Source organism: Mesorhizobium sp. M7A.F.Ca.US.011.01.1.1 (assembly GCF_003998295.1).
Classification (GTDB): Bacteria; Pseudomonadota; Alphaproteobacteria; order Rhizobiales; family Rhizobiaceae; genus Mesorhizobium.
In genome coordinates this window covers 24,005-38,741 of record NZ_RZRT01000039.1, presented here as the reverse complement: position 1 = coordinate 38,741, position 14,737 = coordinate 24,005, and the positions used below count along the sequence as shown (strand labels likewise).

Annotated in this window: 13 protein-coding genes; 1 reads left to right on the top strand and 12 read right to left on the bottom strand. The window is 64.6% G+C overall.

Annotated features, from left to right (window positions below; translation table 11 throughout):
• Positions 1-20: 20 nt before the first annotated feature.
• The 5 genes from EOA13_RS26755 to EOA13_RS26735 form a co-directional block, all read right to left on the bottom strand.
• A complete protein-coding gene (locus tag EOA13_RS26755; protein WP_127296593.1) occupies positions 21-782 on the bottom strand; it encodes a glucose 1-dehydrogenase in 762 nt (253 codons plus the stop codon).
• Positions 783-792: 10 nt separating this feature from the next.
• Positions 793-1,605 (bottom strand): ABC transporter permease, encoded by an 813-nt coding sequence (locus EOA13_RS26750; protein ID WP_127296592.1) that lies wholly within the window; start codon positions 1,603-1,605, stop codon positions 793-795.
• Entirely contained in the window at positions 1,605-2,468 is an 864-nt protein-coding gene (locus EOA13_RS26745) for an ABC transporter permease (RefSeq protein WP_127296591.1), read from the bottom strand. The genes EOA13_RS26750 and EOA13_RS26745 overlap by 1 nt, the downstream gene beginning before the upstream one ends.
• A gap of 64 nt (positions 2,469-2,532) precedes the next feature.
• Positions 2,533-3,696: a spermidine/putrescine ABC transporter substrate-binding protein gene (locus EOA13_RS26740; RefSeq protein ID WP_127296590.1), complete on the bottom strand. Its 1,164-nt coding sequence runs from the start codon at positions 3,694-3,696 to the stop codon at positions 2,533-2,535.
• Positions 3,677-4,813, bottom strand: coding sequence for an ABC transporter ATP-binding protein (locus EOA13_RS26735; protein ID WP_127296589.1), 1,137 nt, complete (start codon positions 4,811-4,813; stop codon positions 3,677-3,679). Before EOA13_RS26735 ends, EOA13_RS26740 begins: the two co-directional genes overlap by 20 nt.
• Positions 4,814-4,927: 114 nt before the next feature.
• Between EOA13_RS26735 and EOA13_RS26730 the strand changes: the two genes are divergently transcribed.
• A complete protein-coding gene (locus EOA13_RS26730; protein WP_127296588.1) occupies positions 4,928-5,743 on the top strand; it encodes a LuxR C-terminal-related transcriptional regulator in 816 nt (271 codons plus the stop codon).
• On the opposite strand, the gene EOA13_RS26725 is transcribed toward EOA13_RS26730, so the two are convergent.
• From EOA13_RS26725 to EOA13_RS26690, 7 genes are all read right to left on the bottom strand, one after another.
• On the bottom strand, positions 5,740-7,803 hold the full coding sequence (locus EOA13_RS26725) for a 3-hydroxyacyl-CoA dehydrogenase NAD-binding domain-containing protein (protein WP_127296587.1): 2,064 nt from the start codon (positions 7,801-7,803) through the stop codon (positions 5,740-5,742). The genes EOA13_RS26730 and EOA13_RS26725 overlap by 4 nt on opposite strands.
• 322 nt (positions 7,804-8,125) lie before the next feature.
• Positions 8,126-9,073, bottom strand: coding sequence for an ABC transporter permease (locus EOA13_RS26715; protein WP_127296586.1), 948 nt, complete (start codon positions 9,071-9,073; stop codon positions 8,126-8,128).
• A 3-nt stretch (positions 9,074-9,076) separates the two neighbouring features.
• Positions 9,077-10,057: an ABC transporter permease gene (locus tag EOA13_RS26710; RefSeq protein ID WP_164780340.1), complete on the bottom strand. Its 981-nt coding sequence runs from the start codon at positions 10,055-10,057 to the stop codon at positions 9,077-9,079.
• A gap of 1 nt (position 10,058) precedes the next feature.
• Positions 10,059-11,528, bottom strand: a complete 1,470-nt coding sequence (locus EOA13_RS26705) for a sugar ABC transporter ATP-binding protein (RefSeq protein ID WP_127296584.1) — start codon at positions 11,526-11,528, stop codon at positions 10,059-10,061.
• 49 nt (positions 11,529-11,577) lie between these two features.
• Positions 11,578-12,591, bottom strand: coding sequence for an ABC transporter substrate-binding protein (locus tag EOA13_RS26700; protein WP_127296583.1), 1,014 nt, complete (start codon positions 12,589-12,591; stop codon positions 11,578-11,580).
• 90 nt (positions 12,592-12,681) lie between these two features.
• Positions 12,682-13,572, bottom strand: coding sequence for an SMP-30/gluconolactonase/LRE family protein (locus tag EOA13_RS26695; RefSeq protein WP_127296582.1), 891 nt, complete (start codon positions 13,570-13,572; stop codon positions 12,682-12,684).
• Positions 13,573-13,767: 195 nt separating this feature from the next.
• Entirely contained in the window at positions 13,768-14,736 is a 969-nt protein-coding gene (locus EOA13_RS26690; protein ID WP_245490487.1) for a YihY/virulence factor BrkB family protein, read from the bottom strand.
• Between the last annotated feature and the right edge of the window lies 1 nt (position 14,737).

Sequence of the window (14,737 nt, the reverse complement as noted above, 5' to 3'; positions counted from 1 at the left end):
TGATGACGAAAGCATAGGTCTCAGCCGATGCTTTCGCCGCCATCGATCACCAGCGCCTGACCGGTCATGAAGGATGAGCGGTCGGAGACGAGGAACAGGATCGCTTCGGCGATCTCGTCGGCGCTGGCCCAGCGCCCCATCGGAATCTTGGTGCGGACATAGGTTTCGATCGCCTCGCGTCCGCCCATCTGGGCGATGAACGGTTCGTTGAACGGCGTGTCGACCCAGCCCGGACAGAGCGCGTTGACGCGGACATTGTGCCGGGCATAGTCGAGCGACATCTGCCGCGTCATTGCCACCACCGCATGTTTGGAGGTGGCGTAGGCGATCATCTCGCGGTCGTAGAACACGCCCGAATTGGAGGCGGTGTTGAGGATGACGCCGCCGCCCTGTGCGATCATCGACGGCATGACCATCCTGGCCGCCAGGAACTGCGCCCGCACATTGACCCGCCATGACGCGTCCATGCCGCCGACCTCGACCTCGGTCAGCGTTCCGCCGACCTGGATGCCGGCGTGATTGTGCAGGATGTCGATGCGCCCGTGCCTCTCGATCGTGCCGGCAATGAGCTTTTCCAGCGCCCCATCGTCCGCGACATCGGTCGCGATCGCCTCGGCCTGCCCGCCCACTGCCCGCATCTCCGAAGCCGTTGCTTCGCCAGCGGCCTGATCCCTGTCGGCGATGACGACCACCGCGCCTTCCCTGCCCATGATCATGGCGCCGGCGCGCCCGATGCCGGAGCCGGCGCCTGTCACCACGGCGATGCGGTCTTTGAGGATCATGATGCGACTTTCAGTTCGACGGCTTGCGCTGGCGCAATTGCCATTGGGCAAGCACCACGAGCAGCACGGAGGCGACGAGCACGATCGTCGCGATGGCGTTGATCTCCGGCGTCACGCCGCGCCGGATCGACGCGAAGACATAGATCGGTAGCGTCGTCTGCGCCCCGGCGACGAAGAAGGCGATGATGAAATCGTCGAAGGAGAAGGTGAAGGCGAGCAGGAAGCCGGCAACGACGGCCGGCATGATCTGCGGCAGCACGATCGAGCGGAACGTCGTCAACGGCGTCGCGTAGAGATCGCTCGACGCCTCGACCAGATTGCGGTCGAGGCTGCCGAGCCGCGTGCCGACGATCATCGTCACCAGCGCCATCGAGAACAGCCCGTGCGCGGCGATGATCGAGCCGTAGCCGAGCGCGAGGCGCGGCGGCTGGTCGTCGGGCCAGATCGAGGCGAGGAACGGATTGACGACCGTGAACAGCTGGACGAGCGCGACCAGCGTCGAAATGCCGATGACGACGCCCGGAACGACGATCGCAGCGCCCAGAAGCGCATCGAAGACCGCGCGTGTCCGCACGCCGACGCGCGCCAGGCCGAGTGCCGCCGCCGTGCCGCAGAACGCCGCCAGCAAGGCGCTGGTGGTGGCGATGAACAGGCTGTTCTTCAGCGCTTCGACCAGGAACGGGTTCGCCAGCGCCTTGCCGTACCATTGCACCGAAAAGCCGGTGAACTCGCTGGCATGGTGGCCGGCGTTGAAGGAGAACAGCACGACAAGTGCGATCGGCAGATAGAGGAAGGCGAAGACGGCAATGACGAAGGCGCGCATCAGATCAGATCCACCCGGCGCGCGCCCGAAACCCGGGTCGAAATGCGGTTGGCGGCAATCAGCACCACCACCGATACCAGCACCAGCGTGATCGCGATGGCCGATCCGAACGGCCAGTTGCGCGATTGCAGGAACAGGTCGACCAGTGCGTTGCCGATGAAGAACACCTTGCCGCCGCCAAGCAGCGTCGGGATCAGATATTCGCCCAGCAGCAGGATCATGACCAGCGAGAAGCCAGTCATCACGCCCGGCAGCGACAGTTTCAGGGTCACGCCGAGGAAGGTCGAGAGCGGCGTCGCGCCGAGATCGGCGGAGGCTTCCAGCAGCCGGCGGTCGAGCCGCTCGAGGCTGACATAGATCGGCAGGATCATCAGCGGCAGATAACCATAGACGATGCCGAGCAGCACCGCGCCCGGCGTGTTGATCAGCCTGACGTCCTCGACGCCGACAAAGGCGAGCAGCGCAGGAATGCCGCGTCCGCCCAGAATATACATCCAGGCATAGGTCCGCATCAGGAGGCTGGTCCAGAACGGGATGACGACCAGCGCCAGCAGGATCAGCCGCCAGCGCTGCGGCGCGCGCAGAGCGAGGTAGTAGGCAACCGGGTATGCGACGAGCAGACAGGCGAGCGCTCCCACCGGCGCCAGCACCATCGTGTTCCAGAAGGCGGTCGCCCGCGCCGGAAGGTTGGCATATTGCGCGAACGTGAAAGCCGCCTGATAGCCGCCTTCCGGCGCCCGCTCGCCGACGCTGAACACGGCGATGGCAATGAATGGCAGCACCAGAAACACCACCAGCCACGCGGTCGCCGGACCGAGGAGCAAAGCGGTCGTGAGGTTGTGACGAAATCTATTGCCGCGCATTGAAAACCGCCCCGATACCGGCGGACATATGCCCGCCGGTCAATTGTCCGCGCCAGACCGCCCCTCAGGCCGACTTGAAGCGCGCCATCAATTCGGCGCGGCCGGGATCCGTCAGCGTTGCCGCCGCGCCGAATTCCAGCGGCGTCAACAGGTCGGCCGCCGGATAGAGGATCGGATTGTCGAGCACTTCCTTGGGCAGCAGCTTGTTGACCCGCGCATCGGTCGACGGCGCACCATTGGCCAGGTGCTCCTTCACCGCCACCTGCGGGTTCATCAGATAGTTGAGCAGGGCGTAGCCCGCCGGCTTGTTCGGCGCATCCTTCGGAATGGCGTAGAAATCGGTCCAGATCTCGCCGCCTTCCTTGCCCAGCACATAGGCGATCTCCGGAATGTCGCGATGCAGCTGCGCGCCGTCGTTCGTCCAGCACATCGTCATCCAGGCGTCGCCGGCGCGCATGCCCGGCTGGTAGTCGGAGGAGACCGCGAACAGATGCGGCTTGACCTTCAGCAGCAGTTCCTCCGCCTTGGCCAGTTCGTCCTGCTTGAGCGAGTTGAACGAGTAGCCGTAATATTTCAGCGCATTGCCGATCGTGGTCAGCTGGTAGTCATGCACCATGGTGCGGCTGTCGCCTTCCGCCATGGCAGTGTCCCAGAACTCCTTCCAGCTGGTCATCGGCTTGGTCAGCTTCTTGGTGTTGACGGCAAAGCCGGTGGTGCCCCAGTTCTTCGGCACCGCATAGGTCACCCCTTCGATCGTGCCTTCCCCGGTAAAGCGCGGATCCTCCTGCGAGCCATCGAAATTCGGCAACTTCGCCATCTCCAGCGGCTCGATGATGCCGAGTTTCTTGTAAGTCGAGATCGTGTAGTTGGTCGGTACGAACAGGCTCCAGCCCGAGGCGCCGGCCTGCAATTTGGCCAGCATCTCCTCGTTGGAGCCGAAGACATTGACCTCGACGGCGACGCCGGTGTCCTTCTTGAAGTTCTCGAAGGTCGCCGGATCATGATAGTTCGGCCAGGTGGCGATCGACATGCGGTCGCCAAGGCTTTCCGCGGCAAAGGCCGGTGTCGGCATGATGCCGATCTCGCGCGCCATCACCGCAGTCGCAATGCCAAGGCCGGTGAGGCCGAGGAAGTCGCGGCGGCCGATCGAGCCGCGCTTGAGGCGCATCAACTGGTCGACGAATTTCTCGGAGCTTATCGGCAGTCCGTCACGATATGATTTCGACATGTTTATCTACCCTCTGGTTGGCCCCGTTGTTCTTGGTCTCCGCAAACGCCAGCGGCGTTCCGGAGGCAAAGCCGATGGCGACGGGTTCACCCGGCTTGAAGAGATTGCCGTGGCCGATCAGGTGATCGGCCTTGGCCAGCAGCGTTCCGATGCCCTGGACCTCGATCGCGTATTCCGCCGTCGAGCCCAGGAAGATCCGGTTGCGGACGACGCCTTTGAATGGGCCGCCTGTCTGAGCGCCGAGACTGAGCGATTCAGGACGCAGGCTGACCGAAACGGCCTCGCCTTGCTGCAGGGCGGTTCGTTTGCGCGCTGCAATGACGGTGCCATTCGCGAGCGCCACCTCCACCAGATCGCCCGAATGTCCGGCGACGGTACCGCTCAAGAGATTGGTCTTGCCAACGAAATCGGCGACGAACAAATCAGCCGGTTCGTCATAGATCTCGCTTGGCTGTCCGAGCTGGACGATGCGGCCGCCATTCATGACGCAGACGAAATCGCTCATCGACAGCGCTTCCTCCTGGTCGTGCGTGACCAGCACGAAGGTGATGCCGATCTCGCGCTGCAGGTTCTGCAGCTCGATCTGCATGTCAGTGCGCAGCTTCTTGTCGAGCGCCGCCAGCGGCTCGTCGAGCAAGAGCACCGCCGGTTTGTTGACCAGGGCGCGGGCAAGCGCCACACGCTGCTGCTGGCCGCCCGACAGTTCGTGGATCTTGCGGCGGCCATAGCCGGCGAGCCGCACCATTTCCAGCGCTTCGCCCGCTCTTGAGGCGATCTCGCGCGACGACAGCCTTGGCCGCGCCTGACGCAGCCCGTAGGCGACGTTGTCCTCGACATCGAGATGCGGAAACAGCGCGTATTGCTGGAACACCATGTTGACCGGCCGCCGGTAGGGCGGCGTGCCGGCCATGTCCTGGCCGCGAATGAACACCTGGCCTTCGCTCGGCTGTTCGAAGCCGCCGATCATGCGCAGGCAGGTGGTCTTGCCGCAGCCGGACGGCCCGAGCAACGCGACAAAGGCGGAGGGTGGGACAGCGAGATCGATGCCGCTGACCGCGGTCACCGCGCCATAGCGCTTGGTGACGCCGCGAAACTCGATGTCGGGCACTGCGGTCAAGGCTGATGGCTCCAGCAACAGGGCAATATCGGGACGCTACCAGAGCCAATGGCGGCTAGTATATACCTCTCAGGTGGTATATCTGATCTATTTTCTCGTTTAAGGGGGTATAGATTGTCCCGCAGCGACGAATACAGCCAGCTCGCCACGCTCGTCGCGGCGACGCGGGAGACCAGCGGCGACCTGTTCGGCAATGCGCTGGTCGATTGGCTGCGGCTCCATGTCAGCTTCGACCACTGCGTGATCTTCGGCTATCGCGGCGCGGCGCGGCCGCCGCTGCTGTTCGAAACCTTCTCGCCGACTGAGAGCCACGTCTTCGTCGCGCTCTATCAGGAGGGGCCGTATCTGCTCGACCCGTTCCACCACGCTGCGGTCGAGCGCAAGGAAGGGTTCTGGCGCATGCGCGAACTGGCGCCGGACCGCTTCTATGCCAGCGAGTATTTCCGCTCCTACTATAGCCAGACCAGGCTGGCCGAGGAGGTCGGCTTCTTCGTGCCGCTGCCGGGCAAGGATGCGCTGGTGTTGTCGCTGATGCGGCTGCGCGCTTCAGGCCCGTTCGGCACCGCCGATGCCAGGTTGCTGCGCGACATGGCGCCGGCGGTGATCAGCTTCGCCAGGCTGCGCTGGCCCGCCCTTCCGGCCGACGAACCGGCAGAGGCGCAGCAGGACGAGACGACCGCTCCAGTCAACGAGTTCGACCGCGCCCATATCTGGCAGAGCCTGTCGCTGACGCCGCGCGAAAAACATGTCGTTGACCTGGTGCTGCAGGGGCATTCGACGGAATCGATCGCCAGGGCCATGCGCATCGTGCCGGGCACCGTGAAGGTCCATCGGCGCAACATCTACCGCAAGCTCAAGATCAGGTCGCAGGCCGGCCTGTTCGCACGTTTCGTCGAGATCATCGACGCGCGGATCCGGCAGGACCCCTAACCGCCGGCTTCCCACGATCCGGTCTCGGCCATCCGCTTCAGCAACGGCGCTGGCTTGAACACATCCTTGCCCGTCCGCTGATGCCAGTACTCGAGCCGCTCGATAATCTTGCCCGGGCCTTCAAGGCCAGCCCAGAACAGCGGCCCGCCCTTGCCCACGGGAAAGCCGTAGCCATTGACCCAGACGACATCGATGTCGGACGCACGGGCCGCTATGCCTTCCTCCAGGATCTTGGCGCCCTCGTTGATCAGGGGGTAAAGCGTGCGCTCGATGATCTCTTCCGCACTGATCGCGCGCGGCGCGATGCCCTTCTCGGCGGCCTTGTCGCGGATCAGCACCTCGACCTCCGGATCCGTGGCCGGGGTACGCGAACCGTTCTCGTAGAGATAGAACCCCCGGCCGGTCTTCTGGCCGAAACGTCCTTGTTCGCACAGCGTGTCGGCGATCACGGCCGACAGGCCACGCGCCTTCCGGTTGCGCCAGCCAATGTCGAGACCGGCGAGATCGCCCATCTGGAAAGGCCCCATCGGCCAGCCGAAATCGGTGAAGACCTGGTCGATCTGGCTGGGCGTCGCGCCTTCCAGAAGAAGCGCTTCCGATTCCGAGCCGCGCGCGGCCAGCATGCGGTTGCCGACGAAGCCGTGGCAGACGCCAACGACAACGGCCACCTTGCCGATCCGCCGCGCCAGGTCGACGACGGTCGCAAGCGCATCGAGCGCGGTCTTGTCGGCGCGCACGATCTCCAAGAGCTTCATGACATTGGCCGGCGAGAAGAAATGCAGGCCGAGCACATCCTGCGGCCGCGAGGTCGAGGCGGCGATTTCGTTGATGTCGAGATAGGAGGTGTTGGTGGCGAGGATCGCGCCCGGTTTGGCCACGGCATCGAGCTTGCCGAACACCTCCTTCTTGACCGCCATGTCTTCGAACACCGCCTCGACGATCAGGTCGCAATCGGCGAGGTCGGCATAGTCGGTGGAGCCTTTGAACTGGTCGAGCCGCTGCCGCTTGGCATCTTCGCTGAGCGAGCCGCGCGTGACGGACACCGAGTAGTTCCTGTCGATCGTCGCCAAACCGCGCTGCAGGGCCTCGTGGCTGGTTTCCAGCAAGGTTACGGGATAGTCGCCATTGGCGAAAGCCATAGCGATGCCGCCGCCCATCGTGCCGGCGCCGATGACGCCGACGCGGGCGATCCGGCGCTTGGTGTCCTTGCCCGCAAGCTTTGCCGCCTCACGTTCGGCGAAGAACAAATGACGCTGCGCCCGCGACTGGTCGCTGCCGACCAGTTTCACGAACAGCGCACGCTCCGCCGCCAGCGCCGCATCGAAGGGCAGCGTGACGGCATTGCGCACCGACTGCGCGCAAGCGATCGGCGCCTCGAGCCCGCGCGCTTTCCTGGCAAGATCCGCAGCCTCGGCGTCGAAAGCCGCGAGGTCGGTCTCCTTGAGCCCCTCATTGCGATCACGCACCGACCTGAAGGGGCCACCCTTGCGGGCAATTTCCCTGGCGAAGTTCACGGCATGCGTGGTCAGATCGCCTTCGAAGACGGCATCGACGAGACCGGCGGCATGCGCCTCGGTCGCACCGACCGGCGTACCGGAGACGATCATCCTGAGCGCCTTCACCGCGCCGACCAGGCGCGGCAGCCGCACTGTGCCGCCGCCCCCCGGCAACAGGCCGAGCTTCACCTCCGGCAGGCCGAGCTTGGCGCCGGCATCGGCAACGCGGAAATGGCAACCCAGCGCCAGTTCCAACCCGCCACCGAGCGCGGTGCCGTGGATGGCGGCGACCGTCGGCTTGGCGATGGTCTCCAGCGTCGCCACGATGGCGCGCAGCTCCGGCTGCTGCATCGGCTTGCCGAACTCGGTGATGTCGGCGCCGGCGACAAAGGTCCGCCCGGCGCAAGCAATGACGATGGCGGCAACCGACGCATCGTCGCGCAAGGCAACCAGCGCTTGCATCAGCGGCTCACGGACATGAAAGCTCAGCGCGTTGACCGGCGGGTTGTCGATGGTGGCGATGACGACATCGCCATCGCGACTGACCTTGAGGAAATCGGACACACAAAACCTCCCAGCAATGGTCGTGATTTACAGCGTCACGACGCGGATGGGAACCGGATGCCGGCCTGGCACAATGATTGCCGGTCGAGATGCCTGGTCGCCATCACCTCCGAAGTAGAGATCCTTCACACCCCCCTCTGCCCTGCCGGGCATCTCCCCCGCAAGGGGGGGGGGGGAGATCGGACGTCACCACGGCCTTCGCCAATTTTCAACGTTGGAAGGCGGGCGAAACGGCGAAGCTGCCGATCTCCCTCCTTGCGGGGGAGATGGCCGGCAGGCCAGAGGGGGGTGCTGTCCCGCCAGCGTCGGCGTCTTGTTCCCGCTACCGCGGCGCTTTCTGCCCGCCCGCCGCCGTGATCACCCCGACAATGATCAGCCCCGTGAGCAGCAATCGCACCCCGGCACTCACCCCAAACGTGTTGAGCATGGTCAGCAAGAGCACCAGGAACAGCGCCGCGCCCCACACGCCAGGCACATTGGCCTTGCCGCCGGCGACCGACGTGCCGCCGATGACGACGACGGCGATCGAGGCCAGCAGATATTCATTGCCGATATCGACATTGGCGCCGCGGAAATAGCCGGCGAGCAGCGCGCCGTCGATGCCGCCGAGCGCGCCCGACAGGGTGTAGGTGAGGAAGCGGATGCGGCCGACATTGACGCCGGCGAGCCACGCCGCGCGAATGTTCTGGCCGATCGCCAGCACAGAGCGGCCATAGATCATACGCTGCAGCGCGATGGCCGCACCGATGGTGAACAGCACGGTGAGGATCGCCAGCACCGGAATGCCTGAAATCTGCCAGTTGGCGAAATCGGCGAAGCCCGGCGGCGGCTTGATCTGCAGCCCGCGGCCGTAGCTGATGTCGATCGACTGGATGATGAAGCTGGCCGACAAAGTGGCGATGATCGGCGGGATGCGCAGCGCCCAGATCAGCAGATAGTTGACGGCGCCGATCGCCGCCCCGCAGGCAAGCGCCGCCAGCAGCCCGACCGCGATCATGGAATCGTTACCGTCCATCACTTTCATCGCGACGGCGCTGGCAAGGCCGATATTGGCCGGCAGCGACAGGTCGACATTGCCCGGGCCGAGTGTGATGACGAACATCTGGCCGACGCCGACAATGACGGTGAACACCGCCAGCGACAGGGCCGCCGTCACCATGCCGCCGGCGCCATAACCGCCGGTGAAGGCGATCGTCGCCAGCCACACCAGAAGTGCGCCAATGAACGACCAGATCCAGGGTTTGGTGAGCAGCGATTTCACCGATGTCATCGCTCACCTCTCCTTGCGGCTGATCAGCACCCGCGCCGCCAGCACGATGATGAGGATGGCGCCGTTGGCGGCAACCTGCCAATCGGGTGGAATGTGCATGAAGGTGAGCAGCGGCGAGGCGGCCAGCGCCAGCGTCAGCGCGCCGATCACAGCACCTATCGGCGATACCCGGCCGCCGACGAATTCGCCGCCGCCGAGGATGACGCCGGCGATCGCCAGCAGCGTGTAGCCATTGCCGATATTGGCATCGGCCGAGGTGGTGATGCCGATCAGCGCCATGCCGGACAGCACGCCGAACAGGCCGGCGAGCGCAAACAGCACGATCTTGGTCTTGAGCAGCGACCAGCCGGCGCGCCCGAGTGCCGCCGGATTGCCGCCGGAGCCGCGCAGGATCACGCCATAGGAGGTGCGCATCAGGCCAAAATGGACGATGACGCCGATCAGCAGCGCCGCGATGATCGGAAAGGGCACGAAAGGCGGCTTGAACGCCATCAGCCCGAGCAGCCAGTCCGGCGCCTTGCCGCCCGGTTTGGGCAAAACGAGAATCGCCAGCCCCTGCCAGACGAAGCTCATGCCGAGCGTCACCACGATGGACGGCAGATTGCGCAGATGGATCAGCGCGCCGAGCAGCGCATAGACGCCGATCGATCCAAGCAGGATGACGGCACCGATGAGCGGCGCGTCCTTCAGGCAGGTCGCCGTGACGCAGCCGACGAAGCCGACAAAGGTGCCTATCGACAGGTCGAGCTCGTTTCCGGCAATGACGAACATCTGCGCGATCGTCGCCAGCGCGATCGGGATTGCCAGGTTCAGCATCAGGCTGAAGCCGAAATAGCTGATGGCGCGCGGGTTGAGCCAGGCGATAGCGAGCAGCACCAGCGCCAGCGACAGCGCCGGCAGCAGTCCGCGCAGCAGGCGGGCGCGGGCCAGCGCGCCACGCTCGGCGGACGTCCTGGCAGCGGTGTCGAGGCTGGCGGCCGTCATCTCAGGCCGCATCGCCGAAGGAGGACTGGATGATCTTCTCTTCGGTCAACTCGTCGCGGCGCAGATTGGCGACGATGCGGCCGTTCTTGAAGACATAGATGTGATCGCAATTGTCGAGCTCTTCGGTTTCCGTGGTGTACCAGAGGAAGGTGCGGCCTCGGGCAGCCTCTTCGCGCACGAGGTCATAGACCTCCAGCTTGGTGCCGATATCGACGCCGCGCATCGGGTCGTCCATCAGCACGATCTGCGCGTCCGAGCCGAGCGCACGCGCAAACAGCGCCTTCTGCTGGTTGCCGCCCGACAGTGAAAAGATGTTGTTGTTCATATCCGGCGTGCGGATGCCGATCTTCTTCTGCCAGAATGCAGCGAGTTCGGCCTCGCGCTGCGGCGAGATCAACAGCCCGCTGCGCAGCCGCGCCAGCGAGCGGATGCCGATATTCTCGGCAATCGACCATTGCGGAAAGATACCGTCCGACTGGCGGTCGCCGGCGACCAGCGCCACCGGTGCGGTCACCTCGATACCGGCCCGGGCGCGCGATGCAGCAGTGAAGATCGCCAGAAGCAGGTCGGTCTGGCCGTGGCCAGCCAGCCCGGCAAGGCCGATGATCTCCCCGGCACAGGCGACAAGGTCGGTGCCGTCCTTCTGCACGGTGGGCCGCGCCCGGACCCGCAGCGGACTGGCGGCGGGCTTGGCGGCAGCGATTTGCGCCGCGATCTTCTGGCGCGCTTCCGCGCCGCCCATCGCCGTCACCAGCCGGTCGCGGTCGAAGGCACTGGCGGCGTCAGCGACAACCACCTTGCCGTCGCGCATCACCACGATGCGGTCGGCGTTGCGCAGCACCTCGCCCAGCACATGCGAGATCAGGATGCAGCTTTTGCCGCCGGCAACGAAACGGCGCACGAAGGCCAGCAATTGGCCCGCCGTATGCGCGTCGAGCGACGAGGTCGGCTCGTCGAGGATGACGAGGTCGAGACGATCCTGGGTGACGGTGAAGGCGCGCGCCACCTCCACCATCTGGCGTCGGCCGATCGACAGGTCGCCGACAATGTCGGACGCCGAGATGCTGTGGCCCGGAAATATCTCGTCGAGCTTGGCGGCGATCAGCTCGGCCGCCTTGCGCCGCCAGCCGAAGCCACGCAGCGAAGCGTGGTTGTTGCGCGTGTTCTCGGCGACGCTGAGATTGGGGCACAGCGACAGTTCCTGGAACACGCAGCGTATGCCGAGCTGCTGCGCCCGCGACACCGAGTAGTTGTCCTCGGTGCCGCCATGCACGCCGATCTGCCCGCTGTCGGGCACCAGCGTGCCCGCCACCATGTGCATCAGCGTCGATTTGCCGGCGCCATTGTGGCCGACGAGACCGACGCACTCGCCGGGGCCGACGTGAAAATCGACGCCGCCCAGCGCGCGAACGGCGCCGAAATGCTTTTCGGCGCCGTTCAGTCTGATGATGTCAGCGTTCCCTTCAGGCATGCTCAACGATATCCGCTCGGCGATACGGAGGGCAACGCTGCCGTGACATTCACTTGATGTTGGCTTTGATGGCCGCGATCGCGTCTTCCTGCGTGTATTCGTGGCTGGCGACGCCGCCCTTGGGGATCTTCGGCAGCTCGGCCTCGAAATCGTCCTGTGTGAAGGCCAGGTACGGCACCAGCAGATCGTGCGGAATGTCGGTGCGGCCGTCGAGCACCTGCTGCGCCACCCAGAAGGCGAGCGACGACACGCCGGGCGCGATCGAGGCCGACCAGGTCTGGTAGCCGTCCTTGTCCTTCTGTTCCTTCCACCACTGCAGCTCGTCCTGGCGGTTGCCCATGATGATGGTCGGACGCGGCTTGCCGGCGGCGGCGAAGGCCTGGGCCGCACCGTAACCGTCACCGCCCTGGTCGACGACGCCGACGATGTCGGGCAGCGACGGCAGGATGGTCGCCACCGCCTTTTGCGCCGTCGTCTGGTCCCAGTCGCCGGTCACCGAACCGACGATCTTGAACTCGGGATGGGCGGCGACGCCTTCGAGGATGCCGGCATGGATGGCATCGTCGATCGAGGTCCCGGCAAGCCCACGGATTTCCAGAAGATTGCCGCCCTTGGGCTGGAACTTGGCAATCTGCTCGATTTCCTGCTTGCCCATGTCCTTGAAGTCGACGACGACGCGGTAGGCGCAAGGTTCGGTCACGGTGCCGTCGAAGGAGACGACGACGATGCCGGCATCGCAAGCCTGTTTGATGGCGCCGTTGAGCGCATCCGGCGAGGCGGCGTTGATGACGATCGCGTCATAGCCCTGCAGGATCAGGTTCTGCACCTGTGCTGCCTGCGTCGGCACCTCCTTGTCGGCGGTGGTGAAGATGTCGGCCGCGCCGACGATCTTGTCGGCGACCGCCTTCTTGGTGACGATGCCATAGCTGTCGAGCATCGCCTGCCGCCAGGAATTGCCGGCATAATTGTTGGAAAAGGCGATCTTCTTGCCACTGGTATCGGCCAGCGCCGTGCCCGAGGCGAGCATTGCGGCCAGAGCGCCCAGAACGAACAGTTTCTTCATGTCGTTATCCTCCCAGATGTGTTGACTGCTGCATTCCCACCGGCTTTGACCCCGGCCTCAACTCTGATTTGAGCACGGATTGTCCCGGGCTCAAAACAGTCTCAATCCCGGCACGCGCACCCTGAGCCGGTACAGCGACGTCGACGCGGTGATGTAGAGGCTTTGCAAATCGTCGTCACCGAAGGTGAAATTCGCGCAATCTTCGGGCGTCCGGATGACGCCAAGAATGGCGCCCGACGCGTCGAAAATGTGGATGCCGCCGGGACCGGTGCAGTAAAGATTGCCGCGGCTGTCGATCTTCATGCCGTCGGGCGCTCCCGGCCCCTCGCCCTCGGTCACTGCCCACACCGCGCCGCCATTGAGGTCGCCATTGGCTTCCACGCCGAACACCCTGATGTGCCCGCGTTCGGTGTCGTTGATGAACAGCCGCGACTCGTCGAGCGAAAAGCAAAGCCCGTTCGGCTGCCCGAAATCGTCGGCCAGCAATGTCAGCCGGGCGCCATCGCCATCGATGCGGTAGACGCCCTGGAACGGCAGGTCCTGTGGCCGTGGCACGCCATAGAATTCCCTCCGACCATAGCCCGGATCGGTGAAGTAGATCGATCCGCCGGTGGCAACGACGATGTCGTTCGGGCTGTTGAGCTGCTTGCCCTGGTGGTGCGTGGCAAGCACCGTCACGCTGCCGTTGGGCTCGGCGCGGGTCACGCGGCTTGTTGCGTGCTCGCAGGTGACCAGCCGCCCCTGGCGGTCCAGCGTGTTGCCATTGGCCTTGTGGCTCGGCGCGCGGAACAGCTCGATGTCGCCTTCGGCATTGCGGCGATACATCCGGCTTTCCGGAATGTCGGAGAAGACCAGCCATTTCTCATAGGGGTGCCAGACCGGCCCTTCGAGGAAGCCGAAGCCGCTCGCCAGCGTCTCAATGGTCGCATCGCCGACGACGTCGTCGAAACCGGAATGGCGCGCACGCGCCGACACCGACATCATCGGCTCCCGGCGCGAACAGCCGTGCTACTCCGCATGGTGACGAATGGCATGAGCGCTTCCCGATATGGTCTTCTTGTTGGGGCAGAGCGTAGGCGCGGTACCGACGAGCCGATACGGGTCAAAGCGCACGGCCGACTGTGCGTTTGCACAGTCGGCCGTGCCTATCGAACATAGGATAGCGGGGACGTCAGATCAGGGCCGGCGAACACTCCGCAAAAGCGCGGTCAAGGTTGCGCTCGCGCAAGCCACCGCCACAAGCACGACCACGCCGGCAGCGTTGGATTTTTGCCCTGCGCGAAATGGGTCTTGCTGCGTGGGTTGAGGGCTGTGAACCAACGTGTTCAGATCGGACCTGCTGCCGTGCCGAACGGAATAGGTGCGCGTGAACTCGGCACCGAGAAGGAAAATTTCCGACGAGTAGTAAACCCAGAGCAGTATGACGAGCAGTCCGCCGGCGGCGCCATACGAAGACGCAATCGCGCTGGTGCCGATGTACCAGCCGATAAGCGATTTTCCCAATGTGAACAGGGCCGCGGTCCCGACAGCGCCAATCCCCACATCGCGCCATTCCAGGGTTCGATCGGGCAAAACCTTGTAGATGGCGGCAAACATCACGGAGATAAGCGCAAACGAAACGACGCCGTTGATCCCGCTGAGTATGATCGTTCCGAACGGCAGATGGGCGTTGATGAAAGCGCCCAGTGCCGAAATCGCGGCGCTTGCGATGAGAGAGACCAGCAACAGGAACCCGAGTGCGGCCACCAATCCCAGACTGGCGGCCCGTGCCCGCACCAGACGCGACAGGGAATTGCCTTGCGGTTCGATCTTCCAGATTGTGTTCAACGACTGCTGCATTTCGCCGAAGACGCCAGACGCGGCCACCAGCAAGGTGACCAGCCCTATGATCGCCGCCCAGGTGCCGTATAGGCTGCCGGATGCACTTTCCAAGGCCGTCTTGAGGAGATCGGCGCTTTCCGGTCCCATCAGCCCTGATATCTGCGCGGACAAGGCCAATTGTGCGGCATCGTGGCCGAAGACGAGACCAGCGATCGCTACCACGATCAGCAAGATCGGCGCCAGCGAGGTGGCGGCATAAAAGGCCATCGCCGCACCATGGCTAAGCGCATTGTCGTCGATGAAGCCGACTATGCTTTCACGCACC